The sequence below is a fragment of the Flavobacterium foetidum genome (genome assembly GCF_004634245.1).
Taxonomy (GTDB): domain Bacteria; phylum Bacteroidota; class Bacteroidia; order Flavobacteriales; family Flavobacteriaceae; genus Flavobacterium; species Flavobacterium foetidum.
Genome location: NZ_SJTF01000015.1, coordinates 131,679 through 145,547 on the forward strand (window position 1 = coordinate 131,679; position 13,869 = coordinate 145,547).

Consider the following 13,869-nt stretch of genomic DNA (forward strand, 5'->3'; position numbering starts at 1 on the left):
TTTCGACGAAGGAGAAATCACACTGGTGACTCTACAAAGATTGCTAATACTTTGCGGAATTTCTAATGTGATTTCTCCTTCGTCGAAATGACAAGATTGCGCTAAATTGGAATTTAAAATTTTAAAGAAACTTTGATTTCAATTCCGGAGTTGGAATCATGCAACTTTCTTTTTTGCCATACCAATTGTATCTGTTCTTTGCGACATAATCATAAATTCTGTCGCTGATAAAAATAGGTAAAATTCTAAAGATTAAAAGTAATTTCCAAAAGCCACCAAAATTTTTAGCTATTTCAATAACTGCTGACGATTTGTAAAAGTAAGCAGTTCCTGGGTTGTATAAAATAATGCTGTCCATTTTAGAAAAGCTTATTCCGAGGTGTTTGCAAATTTTTATTCCTAATTCAGATTGCAATGCTACAAATCTAAAAACATCCTTTTTATCATGTTTGATGATAAATTGCACGGCGGAATTGCAGAGATTGCAAACTCCGTCAAAAAGGATGACTTTTTTATTTTCAGGAATATTTTCCATTTAAGTTTTAGTTTCAGGTTTTACTGGCTTATAGTTTGTAATTCGGACTAGGAAGGTGGAGCAAATCATGTCGTCAAGTTCAGTTTAGATTCTGTTTATTTCGGATGTAAAAAAAGAGAAATATCGATAAAAATTATTGCAAATGCATCAATAATAGTTTTTAGTAATTAAAATTGACTTCAACACGCTTCTTTAAATTGATTTTAAAAAATATTTGATATCTTTTGTTGTTTAATCTATTATAGTTTCTTAAATCGCTTTATTTGGATTTTTGCTATTTTATGAGTTTTTTTTACATCAAAAAATAAGTTTTCCGAGGTTGCATTTACTTTTTAACAGCTTCAACCAATTCCAATTCATCTAAATTGACTTTTGAAGTAAAGATGCCATAATTTACAGTTGCTTTGTTTTTTTCGATTAGATCAATACTTCCAACAGACCTTCCATCAAGCATTCTTACTCTATCACCAACTTTTAAGATAGGTTTTGGTTTTTCTACAACTGGTTTAAGTTTTTTCTCTTTTTTCTCTTTTCTAATTTCTTCAACCTTTACTTGAACTTCAGCAATAATTTCTTTTTGTTTTTCAACTTTTGCTTTGACTTCTTTTGGAGTTGCTTTTTTGCGTTTTGAATTTTCGATTTCGACAATTTTCAAAAATTCACCAATCAATTCTTTTTTATTTTTGTTGTTGAAATATTTTTCAGCAATATCATCAATTTTTTGTCCTATATATATAATCTTTTGGTTGCTGTCGTATAATTCCTGATAGCTTTCCAATTTTTGCTGGATTTTAGTATTGATGGTTTCCATCTTTTTGCTTTCTTCACGAGCACGTGTTTCTTCTTCCTTTAGATTCAAAGAAGTTTTTTCGAGCTTCGATCTTTCTTTTTGAAGATTTGCGATAGTTTTATCAAAACGTACTTTTCCAACTTCGATTTTCTTTTTTGCACGATTAATTAATCCAAACGGAATTCCGTTTTTTTGCGCAACTTCAAAAGTAAAAGAACTTCCTGCCTGACCAAGAGCTAGTTTATACATTGGTTCAAGGGTTTTTTCGTCAAACATCATGTTCGCATTCGTTGCATACGGCAATTCGTTTGCAAGAATTTTTAAATTAGCATAATGCGTCGTGATAATTCCGAAAGCTTCCCGATGATAAAATTCTTCTAAGAAGATTTCCGCCAAAGCTCCACCCAATTCAGGATCAGACCCTGTACCAAATTCGTCAATCAAAAACATGGTTTTTCTGTTGCATTTCTTTAAGAAATAATTCATGTTTTTTAATCGATAACTGTAAGTGCTCAAATGATTTTCAATTGACTGATTGTCTCCGATATCGGTTAAAATCCTGTCAAACAAAAAAGTTTCGCTTCTTTCGTGAACCGGAATCAAAATTCCGGATTGTAACATCAATTGTAATAATCCTACTGTTTTTAAGGAAATCGTCTTTCCTCCAGCGTTCGGACCAGAAATTACAATAATCCTGTTTTCTTGTTTTAGTTCAATGGTTTGCGGATGAGTAACTTCCTTTTTTTGTTTATTGTTCAAATACAAAATTGGATGATACGCTTCTCTAAAGAATAATCTTCTTTCTTCTGTAATTGTAGGTAGAATTCCGTTGATGCGGTTTGCATATTTTGCTTTTCCGGCAACGACATCAATATCGCTTAAAAAATCTTGATATTCAATTAATAAAGGAAGATAAGGACGTATTACATTAGATAAATTTTTTAAGATTCTAGTAATTTCTTCTTTCTCTTCGTATTCTAAATTGGCCAATTCTCTAGAATATTTTAAAGTAGCCTCGGGCTCGATATAAGCAATGCTTCCTGTTTTTGAACTTCCTAAAATTGAGCCTTTTACCTTGCGTCTATACATGGCCAGAACGGCTAACACTCTCCGATTTTGCACAAAACTTTCTTTGATATCATCTAAATACCCCAAGCTGTTGTACTGTGTTAAAGCTACACCAAAACTTTGGTTTACTTTACCGCGAACCAAATTCATATTCTGTCGAATTCCAGCTAAAGCAGGAGAGGCGTTATCTTTTATTTCTCCGTATTTATCGACAATCGCGTCAATTGCAGCAATAATATCTTTTGTTAATTCTACTTTTGAAGCTCTTGCATTTAAGTTCGGATAATAATCGTCGAATTTTTTTAAGAAATTCAATAAAACATTTGTTGTTGCAGAAAGATTGGCAATTTTTCTAAAACTTCCAACTTCTAGAAAACTGTCTTCGATGGCAAGAAACTTTATTTCGTGCGTGATAGCGTCAAATCCGTGATTCGGAATGGCGTTGTTATTTTGAAAAGAAGATACATACTCTGATGTCTGCATCAAAGCTTGCATCAATTGTTCTTTATCTCTATATGGTTTTATTTCTAAAGCTTTTTCTTTTCCAATATCAGTGTTGCATCCATCTGAAATGGTTTCTAGTACGGTTGGAAATTGTAAGTCTTGTAATGTTTTTTCGGTAATACTGATCATTTAATTTCTTTATGAAAGTAAAGGCAAAAGTACAAAAACATTATGATTGAAATCTAAATTTATGTCTCTATAAATATGATTTTTAGTATTAATTTCTGAAATTCGCAAAAAAAAGTTATGGACGTAAAAATGCATTCTTCTTGGAAACCTGTTTTGCATGAAGAATTTGAAAAACCATATTTCAAAGATTTAATTGAATTTGTAAAATCAGAATACACAACAAAAGTTTGTTATCCAAAAGGAAATCAGATTTTTTCGGCTTTTGATCACTGTCATTTTGATCAGGTAAAAGTGGTTATTATTGGGCAAGATCCTTACCACGGTCCAAATCAGGCCAACGGACTGTGTTTTTCTGTTAATGACGGAATTCCGTTTCCGCCTTCTTTATATAATATTTTTAGAGAAATTGAAATTGATCTGGGGAAACCAATGCCAAAAACTGGGAATTTAGAGCGTTGGGCCGATCAGGGTGTTTTCCTTTTAAATGCTACTTTAACCGTAAGACAATCTGAAGCAGGAAGTCATCAAGGAAAAGGTTGGGAAAAATTTACTGATGCCGTTATCAAAAAAATTTCATCAGAATCTGAAAATGTTGTTTTTTTACTGTGGGGTGGCTTCGCTCAAAAGAAATCTTCTTTGATTGACGCTTCAAAACATCATATTTTAAAATCTGGACATCCTTCGCCTTTGAGTGCTAATAGAGGTTTTTGGTTTGGAAACAAACACTTTAGTCAAACCAATGAATTCTTAAAATCGAAAGGATTGAAAGAAATTGAGTGGTAGCTTTTTTTTAAGTGACAAAGTTTTAGAGTGACAAAGGGACAAAGGAAAATGCTTTGTGCCTTTGTGTCTTTACCAGAATAAAAAAAAATCTTCTGAATCTGCAAAATCTGCGAGAGACAAAAGATTTAGTTTATATTATTTTTTTATAATTTCTTCTAAGACTGCTTTCTTTTCGTAGTTGGTCACTTTCAAGATTATCTCCTTATTATGAATGGTCTTTCCTTCAATAATATATAATTTTCCTCCTTTAGAAGGAACATTGCTCTGATCAAAATCGACATCTCCATAAGTTAATGTATTCTTGATGTCTTCTGTAGTAATCCATTTTTCGTTCAAAACCTGCGTTGCTTTAGGAGAATACTCAAATGGTTTTGTTCTAAGATTGTTTAAAACTCTGGCATTTGGAAAATAATTGCAGCGGGTGTCTTTGCCTAGAAAAAAGCCTGATACGATAAAACAGCCCATTACGAGACCAATCAAATAATACGCAAAACGGTGTACGAACTTCATGAAATATTTTTTTTGCAAAGGTACATTAAAGTTCCTTTAGAAAACAAGTAAATTAATATCGTTATCAGGCAAATCAAACCAGTCGCCAATGGCTTTGTTTGTTAAGATTCCGTGATAAAGATAAATTCCGTTTTTGAGTCCTTTGTTACATCTGATGGCACTTTCTATTCCGCCATCTTCAGCAATTTGATGCAAATACGGAGTTAATATGTTACTTATTGATAACGAAGCAGTTTTGGAATATCGCGAAGGAATATTTGGAACACAATAATGTAGAACATTATTTTTAATAAAAGTTGGTTTTTCGTGAGTAGTAACTTCTGAAGTTTCAAAACAACCTCCCATATCGATACTGACATCAACAATTACGGCGCCTTTTTTCATATGTTCAACCATAGTTTCGCTCACGACAATCGGACATCTTTCTTTTCCTCGCATCGCTCCAATGGCAACATCACAACGTCTTAATGCTTTTAACAGACCTTTTTGTTGTATGGTTGAAGTAAAAATTCTTTGACTAAGATTATTCTGAAGACGCCTTAATTTGGTAATCGAATTGTCAAAAACCTTAACGTTTGCTCCAAGTCCAATTGCGGTTTTTGCGGCAAATTCTCCCACGGTTCCAGCTCCTAAAATTACAACTTCTGTCGGAGGAACTCCAGTAATATTTCCAAACAAAAGTCCTTTTCCGAATTCATTGGTAATCATTAACTCTGCAGCAATCAGTACTGAAGCAGTTCCTGCAATTTCGCTTAAGGATTTGACAGCCGGATAGGAGCCATCTTCGTCTTTAATATATTCAAAAGCAAGTGCAGTAATTTTTTTCTGCGCTAATGCTTCGAAGTATTCTTTCTTTTTGGTTTTAAGCTGAATAGCTGAGATAATAACGGTTTCAGGATTTATCATTTCGATTTCTGCCAAAGTCGGAGGTTCAACCTTTAAAAGAAACGGACAGCCGAAAACTTTTCTAGTGTCTTTTGTAATTTCGGCACCTGCATCGCTGTATTCTTTGTCTGTGTAACTCGAACTCTCACCAGCTCCAGACTCAATCATTACCCGATGACCTTCATATGTTAATGAATTAACTGCATCTGGAGTTAAACAAATACGACGTTCCTGATAGCTTGTTTCCTTAGGAATTCCTATAAAAAGTTCTCTCTTAAAACGTCCAACCTCAAGCTTTTCTTCCTGCGGCAGTAATTGTTGTTTTGTAAATGGAGTTAAGGTTATTGACATGTGATATGCAAAAAAAATTAAGGGTACAAATTACGTAAAAAGTTTTAAAATTAGTGCAAAAATTCTGCTAATACTTAATTGAATGTTAAGATATTTTTTTCTCCATTTTAATGTCTGCTCGTGCATAAACTCCTTTTTCTAAAGGAATTTCGACAAAACCAAACTTTCTATATAAATGAATTGCAGGAAGCAGAATCGTATTAGAATATAAAAAAAGATTTTTGATGTTGTTTTCTTTTGCAACATTAATACAATGCTCCAAAAGTTTATTGCCAATTCCCAATCCTTGTGCCTTATCTGAAACGGCCATTTTGCTTAATTCGAACGTAGAGTCATTGACTTTCATTAAAGATGCTGTCCCGAGAATTTCATTGTTATATGCTGCATAAAAAATCAATCCCCCTTTGTCAATTATTTCTTCCTGCGGATTTGAAAGTGTCAATTCATCTTTTTCTTCAACTTTGAAATACTTTGTAAGCCAGGCAATATTTAAGGTTTTGATGTGTTCTTTTAAATCTGGAGAAAAGGGAATTATGTTTATATTTTTTTGAGAATTCATTTAGGATTTTTTTTTGTCTCTTTTGAGTCTAATATTTTAATTTAGTTTTAACTCTCTTTTTCCATCTTCCAATAATGCAATATTTATGGTTGAGTATTCTTCTGGAAGCAGGGTGGCGATTTTTTCCGACCATTCAATAAAACACCAATTTCCAGAATACAGATAATCATCAACGCCCATATCCAACGCTTCTGTTTCATTCTTTATTCTGTAGAAATCAAAATGATAAACCTTTTTGCCTTCGGGAATTTGGTATTCGTTTACTAGCGAAAAAGTAGGACTGCTGGTGGCATCTTTAACTCCTAAAGTTTTGCACAATTGCTTGATTAGTGTCGTTTTTCCAACTCCCATTTCTCCATTAAAAAGGATTATTTTGTTTGGGTTTGAAGTGATAATCTGCTCGGCAGTTTGCTGAATTTCGTCTAATGAAAAAATGATATTCATTGTGTGTGTATTTTTGCTACGAATTTCACAAATTTTCACGAATAAAATTTACTTTTTGGCTTAAAAATAAATCTGTGAAAATTTGTGAAATTGGCGGCAATATTCTATTTCGGATTGAAGACTAAGAACGGAATAATCATTTCTTCTAACGAAATTCCGCCATGCTGATAAGTATTTTTATAATAACTTACATAGTGATTGTAATTGTTTACATAAGCCAGAAAAAAATCATTTTTGGCAAAAATAAACGAACTACTCATATTGATTGCAGGCAATCCTAGTGTTTTAGGGTCTTTTACAACATAAACATCTTTTTGCTCGTATGTCAAGCTGCGTCCGGTTTTGTAGCGTAAGTTTAAGCTGGTGTTTTTGTCACCCACAACTTTCGACGGATTTTTGACATTTATGGTTCCGTGATCTGTCGTTAATATAAGCTTGAAACCTAGCAACTGCGCTTGCTGAATAATTTCGAGCAAAGGAGAATTTTTAAACCAACTTAAGGTTAAGGAGCGATAAGCTTTGTCGTCTGAAGCTAATTCCTTAACAACTTCCATTTCGGTTTTAGCATGCGAAAGCATATCCACAAAATTGTAGACAACAGTTACCAAATCATTTCCTTTTAAGGCTTTGAAGTTTTCTGCCAATTTTTTTCCGCCTGCATAGTTTGTGATTTTAAAATAATCTTCCTTAATATTTAAGCCAAGACGTTTCAGCTGAGCAGAAAGGAATTCGGCTTCGTAAAGATTTTTTCCACCTTCCTCGACATCGTTTTTCCAATACTGCGGAAATTGTTTTTCCATTTCCAACGGCATAAGCCCAGAAAAAATAGAGTTTCTCGCGTATTGCGTAGCGGTAGGCAGAATAGAGAAGTACGGAACTTCCTTTTCGAGTTTGTAATAATTTGAAATTACAGTTTCGAATGACTTCCACTGGTCGTAACGAAGATTGTCGATTACTACAAAAAGCACTGGTTTGTCTTTCTTTTTAATTTCAGGAACAACCAATTCCTTAAACAAAGTATTTGACATGATTGGTTTTTCAGCTTTTGGAGCAAACCAGTCTTCATAATTTCTTTCAATATATTTACCAAATTGCGAATTTGCTTCTACCTTCTGAGATTCAAGTATTTCAATCATTGCTTGGTCATTGATATCTTCAAGCTTTAATTCCCAGAAAAGCAATTTTTTATACAATTCAATCCAATCTTCGTACGAATTGACCATTGCGAGTTCCATTGCAATTTTTCTAAATTCTTTCTGATAATCCAATGTGGTTTTTTCTGTAATCAGTCTAGAATCGTCAAGGTTTTTTTTCAGACTCAGCAAAATCTGATTTGGATTTACAGGTTTAATTAGATAATCGGCGATTTTAGAACCAATTGCTTCTTCCATAATGTATTCTTCCTCGCTTTTGGTAATCATAATCATCGGAATGGCAGATTTTTTCTCTTTCATTTCAGAAAGGGTTTCCAAACCGCTCATTCCTGGCATGTTTTCATCTAGAAAAACAATGTCAAAATTCTCTTCTTCAAATAATGCCACCGCATCAAGACCATTATTGCAGGTTGTTACGCTGTAGTTTTTCTTTTCAAGAAATAATATATGTGGTTTCAAAAGATCGATTTCATCATCGACCCAAAGTATTTTTATTTTATCCATAAATCAATTTAATTTTACTGCAATTTAAAGCTATAGAACTTAAAAAGTATTAAAAATAGTATAAAATTATCTAAGATTTATACTGATTTTTATTTGAATTTTACTTTTTTGAGAAACAGCACACTGATAACCAAAATTATTCGTTATCTCATTTTTAAACAAAAAAACACCAAACTCTTTATAGTTATTTACTTATATTTGTTGACCAAAAAAAATAACCTAGTAGTGACTCAAATTAACAAGTTAAAAATATTCAATGACCCCATATACGGCTTTATTACGATTCCGAACGAGCTTATTTATGATTTAATCCAGCATCCTTATTTTCAGCGTTTGCGTCGTATTTCCCAAATGGGACTTTCGTATTTGGTATATCCAGGAGCAAATCATACACGTTTTCATCACGCTCTAGGTTGCATGCATTTGATGCAGAAGGCAGTAGATACGCTTCGTTTTAAAGGTGTTGCCATTTCGAGTGATGAAGAATGTGCATTATTGATAGCGATTCTATTGCATGACATAGGCCATGGTCCTTTTTCTCATGCAATGGAAAGAAGTATTGTAGAAGATGTTCACCATGAAGCGATTTCGCTTTTGTTTATGAATCAGTTAAACGAAGAATTTGATGGAAAGTTAAGTCTTGCTATACAGGTTTTTAAAGGTGAATATCACAGGAAATTCATGTTGCAGCTGATTTCTAGTCAGCTAGACATGGACCGAATGGATTATTTAAAAAGAGACAGTTTTTATACTGGAGTGGCAGAAGGAAATGTCAATTCTGAACGATTGATCCAGATGATGAATGTAGTAGATGATGTTTTGGTGATAGAAGAAAAAGGAATTTACTCGGTAGAAAAATTTCTGCTTTCAAGAAGGTTGATGTATTGGCAAGCTTATCTGCATAAAACCAGTCTAGTTGCTGAATTGATTTTGATGAAAGTTTTAAAAAGAGCAAAAGAGCTTACTCTAAAGGGAATTGCGCTTCCGTGTAGTGAACCGCTTTCTTATTTTATGAATAACAAAGTGACGCTAGACGACTTTGATGCTTCAAAACTGGAGCGTTTTTCTCAACTTGACGATTTTGACATTATAAGTGCTTTGAAGGCTTGGCAGCGACAAGATGATTTTGTTCTTAAAACACTATGCAAAATGATTATCAACAGAGATTTGCTTAAGATAAAAATGAGTGCCGAAAAAATCCCGATGGAAGAATCTCAGGCTTTAAAAGAAGAGTTTGCAGAAATGCATCACATTAGTCAGTTAGAGGCAGGATATTTCATATTTCGTGGGAAAATTAAGAATCAGGCCTATAGTAAAGAAGCAGAACCTATAAGAATATTAAAAAAAGATAGAACAATTGAAGATGTTGTTGAAGCTTCTGATCAGCTGAATTTGAAATCGTTATCTAAATTGGTAACAAAATATTATATCTGTTTTCCAAAACAACTTATCTAAAATTAACATTTAAAACCTATTTTTTATATTTTTGTCGCGATGAAATTTACAGCAGAACAAATAGCAGGAATTTTAGAAGGAGAAGTTGTTGGTAATCCCAATGCTGAAGTTTCTAAACTTTCTAAGATAGAAGAAGGTGATGAAGGGTCACTTACTTTTTTGGCCAATCCAAAATATATTAACTATATATATAGTACAAAAGCAACCGTTACAATTGTTAACGAAAGCTTTATTCCAGAACAAGAAATCACCACTACACTTATCAAGGTTGAAGATGCCTATGCGGCTTTTTCTAAACTATTGCACTTTTACAATCAAGTAAAACTGAATAAAACCGGTATAGAGCCACAGTCATTTATGTCTGAAGGAACTAAATATGGAGAAAACTTATATTTAGGAAGTTTCAGTTATATCGGACAGAATGTTGTTTTAGGTAATAATGTCAAGATTTATCCAAACAGTTTTATTGGTGATAATGTAACTATTGGAGACAATGTTTTTGTTTTTGCAGGAGCCAAAATTTATTCAGAGACAGTAATCGGTAATAATTGTACGATTCACTCAGGAGTTATTATAGGCGCAGACGGTTTTGGTTTTGCACCAAATGAAGATGGAGAATATAATAAGGTGCCTCAGATTGGAAATGTTATTATAGAAGATAATGTAGATATTGGAGCCAATACTACTATAGATAGAGCAACTCTTGGTTCTACCATAATTAGAAAAGGAGTAAAATTAGACAATCAGATTATGATTGCTCACAATGTAGAAATCGGTAAAAATACCGTTATTGCAGCACAGACCGGTGTGGCTGGCTCTACAAAAATCGGCGAGAACTGCATGATTGGAGGTCAGGTTGGTATAGCTGGCCATTTAACTATTGGAAATAATGTGAGACTTCAGGCGCAGTCGGGAGTGGCACGAAACATAAAAGATGATGAAGTTTTGCAAGGCTCGCCATCACTTGGATACAGCGATTTCAACAAATCGTACGTACATTTTAAAAACTTTCCGAAGATTGTTGCCGAAGTTGAAGAATTAAAAAAACATATAATAAACCCAAAAAATGGAAATAATGGTTAAACAGAAGACCATCAAAAATGAAATTTCGCTAACAGGAGTTGGTTTACACACTGGAAAAGAAGTTACAATGACTTTTAAACCTGCTCCTATTAATAATGGTTTCACTTTTGTAAGAGTAGATTTGCAAGGCCAGCCAGTCATTGAGGCTGATGCTAATTATGTTGTTAATACTCAAAGAGGAACAAATCTTGAGAAACTTGGTGTAAAAATTCAGACGCCAGAACACGTTTTAGCTGCAGTTGTTGGCTGCGATTTGGATAACATCATTATTGAATTGAATGCCTCTGAACTTCCTATTATGGATGGTTCATCAAAATATTTTGTAGAAGCTATTGAAAAAGCTGGAATAGAGGAACAAGATGCTAATCGTAATGTTTATGTAGTAAAAGAAGTTATTTCGTTTACTGATGAAGCTACAGGAAGCGAAATTCTTGTAATGCCAAGCGATGAATATCAGGTAACTACAATGGTAGATTTTGGTACAAAAGTATTGGGTACTCAAAATGCTACACTTAAAAGTATCTCAGATTTTAAATCAGAAATTGCAAGTTCGAGAACATTTAGCTTTCTGCACGAATTAGAATCTTTATTAGAAAACGGTCTTATTAAAGGAGGAGATTTAAACAATGCCATCGTATATGTCGATAAGGAAATATCGGAGTCTACAATGGAAAATCTTAAAAAAGCTTTTGGTAAAGATGAAATTTCTGTAAAACCAAATGGGGTCTTAGATAACTTGACTTTGCATTATCCAAACGAAGCAGCAAGACATAAACTTCTTGATGTTATCGGAGATTTGTCTCTTATTGGAGTTCGTATTCAAGGAAAAATTATTGCTAATAAACCGGGTCATTTCGTAAACACGCAATTTGCTAAAAAATTAGCAAAAATCATCAAAATAGAGCAAAGAAACCATGTTCCTGTGTACGATTTGAATCAGGAACCATTGATGGATATTCACAAAATCATGTCAATGTTGCCGCACAGACCTCCATTTTTGTTGATTGACAGAATTATAGAAATGTCTGACCGTCATGTAGTTGGTTTGAAGAATGTAACGATGAATGAAAATTTCTTCGTAGGGCATTTTCCTGAAGCGCCAGTTATGCCAGGTGTGCTAATTGTAGAAGCGATGGCTCAAACAGGAGGGATTTTGGTTTTAAGTACTGTTCCAGATCCTGAAAATTATTTAACTTATTTCATGAAAATTGATAATGTTAAATTCAAGCACAAAGTATTGCCAGGAGACACTTTAATTTTCAAATGTGAATTGATTTCTCCAATCAGAAGAGGAATCTGTCATATGCAGGCAAATGCTTACGCAAACGGAAAATTAGTTACTGAGGCAGAATTAATGGCGCAAATTGCAAGAAAACAATAATAATTTATTCAAATTTATTGTTTAGGTTTGTTGCCCAAAATCAGACTATTTTAATTAAAAATATAAAACATACCGATGAATCAACCATTAGCATATGTTCATCCTGGCGCTAAAATCGCTAAAAATGTTGTAATCGAACCATTTACAACTATTCACAATAATGTTGTTATTGGTGATGGTACTTGGATTGGTTCGAATGTAACCATTATGGAAGGTGCCCGTATAGGTAAAAATTGTAATATTTTTCCAGGTGCCGTAATTTCTGCTGTACCTCAGGATTTAAAATTTGGAGGTGAAGACTCTCTTGCCATAATTGGTGACAATTGCACTATTAGAGAATGTGTAACGATTAACAGAGGTACAATTGCCTCTGGACAAACTGTTATTGGGAATAATTGCTTAGTAATGGCTTATGCGCATATTGCGCATGACTGTGAAATCGGAAACAATGCCATCATCGTAAACGGAGTTGCTCTTGCAGGGCATGTTGTGGTCGGAAATCACGCGGTAATTGGTGGTTTGGCTGCCATACATCAATTTATTCATATTGGTGACCACGCAATGATATCTGGTGGTTCTTTGGTTAGAAAAGATGTTCCTCCTTATACAAAAGCGGCAAAAGAGCCATTGTCTTATGTAGGGATTAATTCTGTTGGTTTAAGAAGAAGAGGTTTCAGCACTGAAAAGATAAGAGAAATTCAGGAAATTTACCGAATTTTATATCAAAAGAACTATAATACAACTCAAGCTTTAAGTATTATTGAAGCCGAAATGGAAGCAACTCCTGAGAGAGATGAAATTTTAGATTTTATCAGAAATTCATCACGAGGAATCATGAAAGGTTATTCAGGAAACTATTAATTATTTTAGAGTTTAGATTTCTGATTTTAGATTTCTGAACTTTGAAAAGAATTTGAAATAAATATTAAACAAAAAATGAAGATTGATTCTATAAATCAGAATCTAAAATCTACATTCTAAAATCTAAAATAAAAAGAACAAAATGGCATCTACAGCAGATATTAGAAACGGATTGTGTATTAAATTTAATCACGATATCTATAAAATCATTGAATTTCTTCACGTAAAACCTGGAAAAGGTCCAGCTTTCGTAAGAACAAAACTTAAAAGTTTAACTTCGGGTAAAGTATTGGATAATACTTTTTCAGCGGGTCACAAGATCGATGTTATCCGAGTTGAAACGCATACATTCCAATTTTTATATCCAGAAGGAGATGAGTTTCATTTCATGAATGCTGAGACGTTTGAACAAATTTCATTAAACAAAAATATTTTGGATGCTCCAGATTTGTTGAAAGAAGGAACAAACGTAATGGTTCAAATCAATACTGAAACAGATTTACCATTGTCAGTAGATATGCCGGCATCTGTAATTCTTGAAGTTACGTATGCAGAACCAGGTGTAAAAGGAAATACAGCTACAAATGCTACTAAAAATGCTACAGTTGAAACTGGTGCGTCTGTAAATGTTCCTTTATTCATCAATGAAGGTGATAAAATTAAAATCGATACAGCTACAGGTTCTTACATGGAGCGTGTAAAAGAGTAATTTTTTGAGTAAGATAATTTGACAATGAGTCAATTAGATAATTTGTGAATTGACATAATTTTGTATATTCACATTCTAATTGACAGTTTTTTTTAATTAAGATAATTTGACAATGAGACAATCAGATAATTTTCGGATTGACACAATTTGTGTATTGATTTTCT

13 protein-coding genes are annotated in these 13,869 nt (G+C 33.2%); 6 read left to right on the top strand and 7 right to left on the bottom strand.

Translation table 11 applies throughout. The features are described from left to right. Positions 1-121: 121 nt before the first annotated feature. Both E0W73_RS18050 and E0W73_RS18055 read right to left on the bottom strand, forming a co-directional pair. Positions 122-535, bottom strand: coding sequence for a thiol-disulfide oxidoreductase DCC family protein (locus E0W73_RS18050; RefSeq protein ID WP_135223433.1), 414 nt, complete (start codon positions 533-535; stop codon positions 122-124). A 325-nt stretch (positions 536-860) separates the two neighbouring features. Continuing rightward, complete coding sequence (locus E0W73_RS18055; protein ID WP_135223434.1) at positions 861-3,026, bottom strand: endonuclease MutS2; 2,166 nt, start codon at positions 3,024-3,026, stop codon at positions 861-863. Between the two features lie 117 nt (positions 3,027-3,143). On the opposite strand from E0W73_RS18055, the gene E0W73_RS18060 reads away from it, so the two are divergent. Then, complete coding sequence (locus tag E0W73_RS18060; RefSeq protein WP_135223435.1) at positions 3,144-3,809, top strand: uracil-DNA glycosylase; 666 nt, start codon at positions 3,144-3,146, stop codon at positions 3,807-3,809. A gap of 135 nt (positions 3,810-3,944) precedes the next feature. Here E0W73_RS18060 and E0W73_RS18065 read toward each other — a convergent pair whose 3' ends face one another. From E0W73_RS18065 to porX, 5 genes are all read right to left on the bottom strand, one after another. Next, positions 3,945-4,319, bottom strand: coding sequence for a DUF4258 domain-containing protein (locus E0W73_RS18065; RefSeq protein ID WP_135223436.1), 375 nt, complete (start codon positions 4,317-4,319; stop codon positions 3,945-3,947). 36 nt (positions 4,320-4,355) lie between these two features. Then, positions 4,356-5,555, bottom strand: a complete 1,200-nt coding sequence (locus E0W73_RS18070; protein WP_162847727.1) for an alanine dehydrogenase — start codon at positions 5,553-5,555, stop codon at positions 4,356-4,358. An 85-nt stretch (positions 5,556-5,640) separates the two neighbouring features. Next, the gene (locus E0W73_RS18075) at positions 5,641-6,114 is read right to left on the bottom strand and encodes a GNAT family N-acetyltransferase (protein ID WP_135223437.1); all 474 of its coding nucleotides are present in this window, start codon (positions 6,112-6,114) and stop codon (positions 5,641-5,643) included. 36 nt (positions 6,115-6,150) lie between these two features. Then, on the bottom strand, positions 6,151-6,558 hold the full coding sequence (gene tsaE, locus E0W73_RS18080) for a tRNA (adenosine(37)-N6)-threonylcarbamoyltransferase complex ATPase subunit type 1 TsaE (protein ID WP_135223438.1): 408 nt from the start codon (positions 6,556-6,558) through the stop codon (positions 6,151-6,153). Positions 6,559-6,662: 104 nt separating this feature from the next. Further along, the gene (porX, locus tag E0W73_RS18085; RefSeq protein WP_135223439.1) at positions 6,663-8,216 is read right to left on the bottom strand and encodes a T9SS response regulator signal transducer PorX; all 1,554 of its coding nucleotides are present in this window, start codon (positions 8,214-8,216) and stop codon (positions 6,663-6,665) included. Between the two features lie 225 nt (positions 8,217-8,441). On the opposite strand from porX, the gene E0W73_RS18090 reads away from it, so the two are divergent. The 5 genes from E0W73_RS18090 to efp all read left to right on the top strand — a co-directional run bounded on the left by E0W73_RS18090 (position 8,442) and on the right by efp (position 13,705). Further along, positions 8,442-9,671 (top strand): HD domain-containing protein, encoded by a 1,230-nt coding sequence (locus E0W73_RS18090; RefSeq protein ID WP_135223440.1) that lies wholly within the window; start codon positions 8,442-8,444, stop codon positions 9,669-9,671. A 39-nt stretch (positions 9,672-9,710) separates the two neighbouring features. Beyond that, positions 9,711-10,754 (top strand): UDP-3-O-(3-hydroxymyristoyl)glucosamine N-acyltransferase, encoded by a 1,044-nt coding sequence (lpxD, locus tag E0W73_RS18095; protein WP_135223441.1) that lies wholly within the window; start codon positions 9,711-9,713, stop codon positions 10,752-10,754. Further along, a complete protein-coding gene (locus E0W73_RS18100; protein WP_135223442.1) occupies positions 10,747-12,135 on the top strand; it encodes a bifunctional UDP-3-O-[3-hydroxymyristoyl] N-acetylglucosamine deacetylase/3-hydroxyacyl-ACP dehydratase in 1,389 nt (462 codons plus the stop codon). The genes lpxD and E0W73_RS18100 overlap by 8 nt, the downstream gene beginning before the upstream one ends. 75 nt (positions 12,136-12,210) lie before the next feature. After that, complete coding sequence (gene lpxA, locus E0W73_RS18105) at positions 12,211-12,996, top strand: acyl-ACP--UDP-N-acetylglucosamine O-acyltransferase (RefSeq protein WP_109193375.1); 786 nt, start codon at positions 12,211-12,213, stop codon at positions 12,994-12,996. A 142-nt stretch (positions 12,997-13,138) separates the two neighbouring features. Continuing rightward, complete coding sequence (gene efp / locus E0W73_RS18110) at positions 13,139-13,705, top strand: elongation factor P (RefSeq protein ID WP_135223443.1); 567 nt, start codon at positions 13,139-13,141, stop codon at positions 13,703-13,705. Positions 13,706-13,869 lie beyond the last annotated feature (164 nt).

What these genes read in the sequence shown, in the direction of transcription:
- E0W73_RS18050 (WP_135223433.1), bottom strand. Translation starts at nt 535, where the DNA reads ATGGAAAATATTCCTGAAAATAAAAAAGTCATCCTTTTTGACGGAGTT.
- E0W73_RS18055 (WP_135223434.1), bottom strand. Translation starts at nt 3,026, where the DNA reads ATGATCAGTATTACCGAAAAAACATTACAAGACTTACAATTTCCAACC.
- E0W73_RS18060 (WP_135223435.1), top strand. Translation starts at nt 3,144, where the DNA reads ATGGACGTAAAAATGCATTCTTCTTGGAAACCTGTTTTGCATGAAGAA.
- E0W73_RS18065 (WP_135223436.1), bottom strand. Translation starts at nt 4,319, where the DNA reads ATGAAGTTCGTACACCGTTTTGCGTATTATTTGATTGGTCTCGTAATG.
- E0W73_RS18070 (WP_162847727.1), bottom strand. Translation starts at nt 5,555, where the DNA reads ATGTCAATAACCTTAACTCCATTTACAAAACAACAATTACTGCCGCAG.
- E0W73_RS18075 (WP_135223437.1), bottom strand. Translation starts at nt 6,114, where the DNA reads ATGAATTCTCAAAAAAATATAAACATAATTCCCTTTTCTCCAGATTTA.
- tsaE (WP_135223438.1), bottom strand. Translation starts at nt 6,558, where the DNA reads ATGAATATCATTTTTTCATTAGACGAAATTCAGCAAACTGCCGAGCAG.
- porX (WP_135223439.1), bottom strand. Translation starts at nt 8,216, where the DNA reads ATGGATAAAATAAAAATACTTTGGGTCGATGATGAAATCGATCTTTTG.
- lpxD (WP_135223441.1), top strand. Translation starts at nt 9,711, where the DNA reads ATGAAATTTACAGCAGAACAAATAGCAGGAATTTTAGAAGGAGAAGTT.
- E0W73_RS18100 (WP_135223442.1), top strand. Translation starts at nt 10,747, where the DNA reads ATGGTTAAACAGAAGACCATCAAAAATGAAATTTCGCTAACAGGAGTT.
- lpxA (WP_109193375.1), top strand. Translation starts at nt 12,211, where the DNA reads ATGAATCAACCATTAGCATATGTTCATCCTGGCGCTAAAATCGCTAAA.
- efp (WP_135223443.1), top strand. Translation starts at nt 13,139, where the DNA reads ATGGCATCTACAGCAGATATTAGAAACGGATTGTGTATTAAATTTAAT.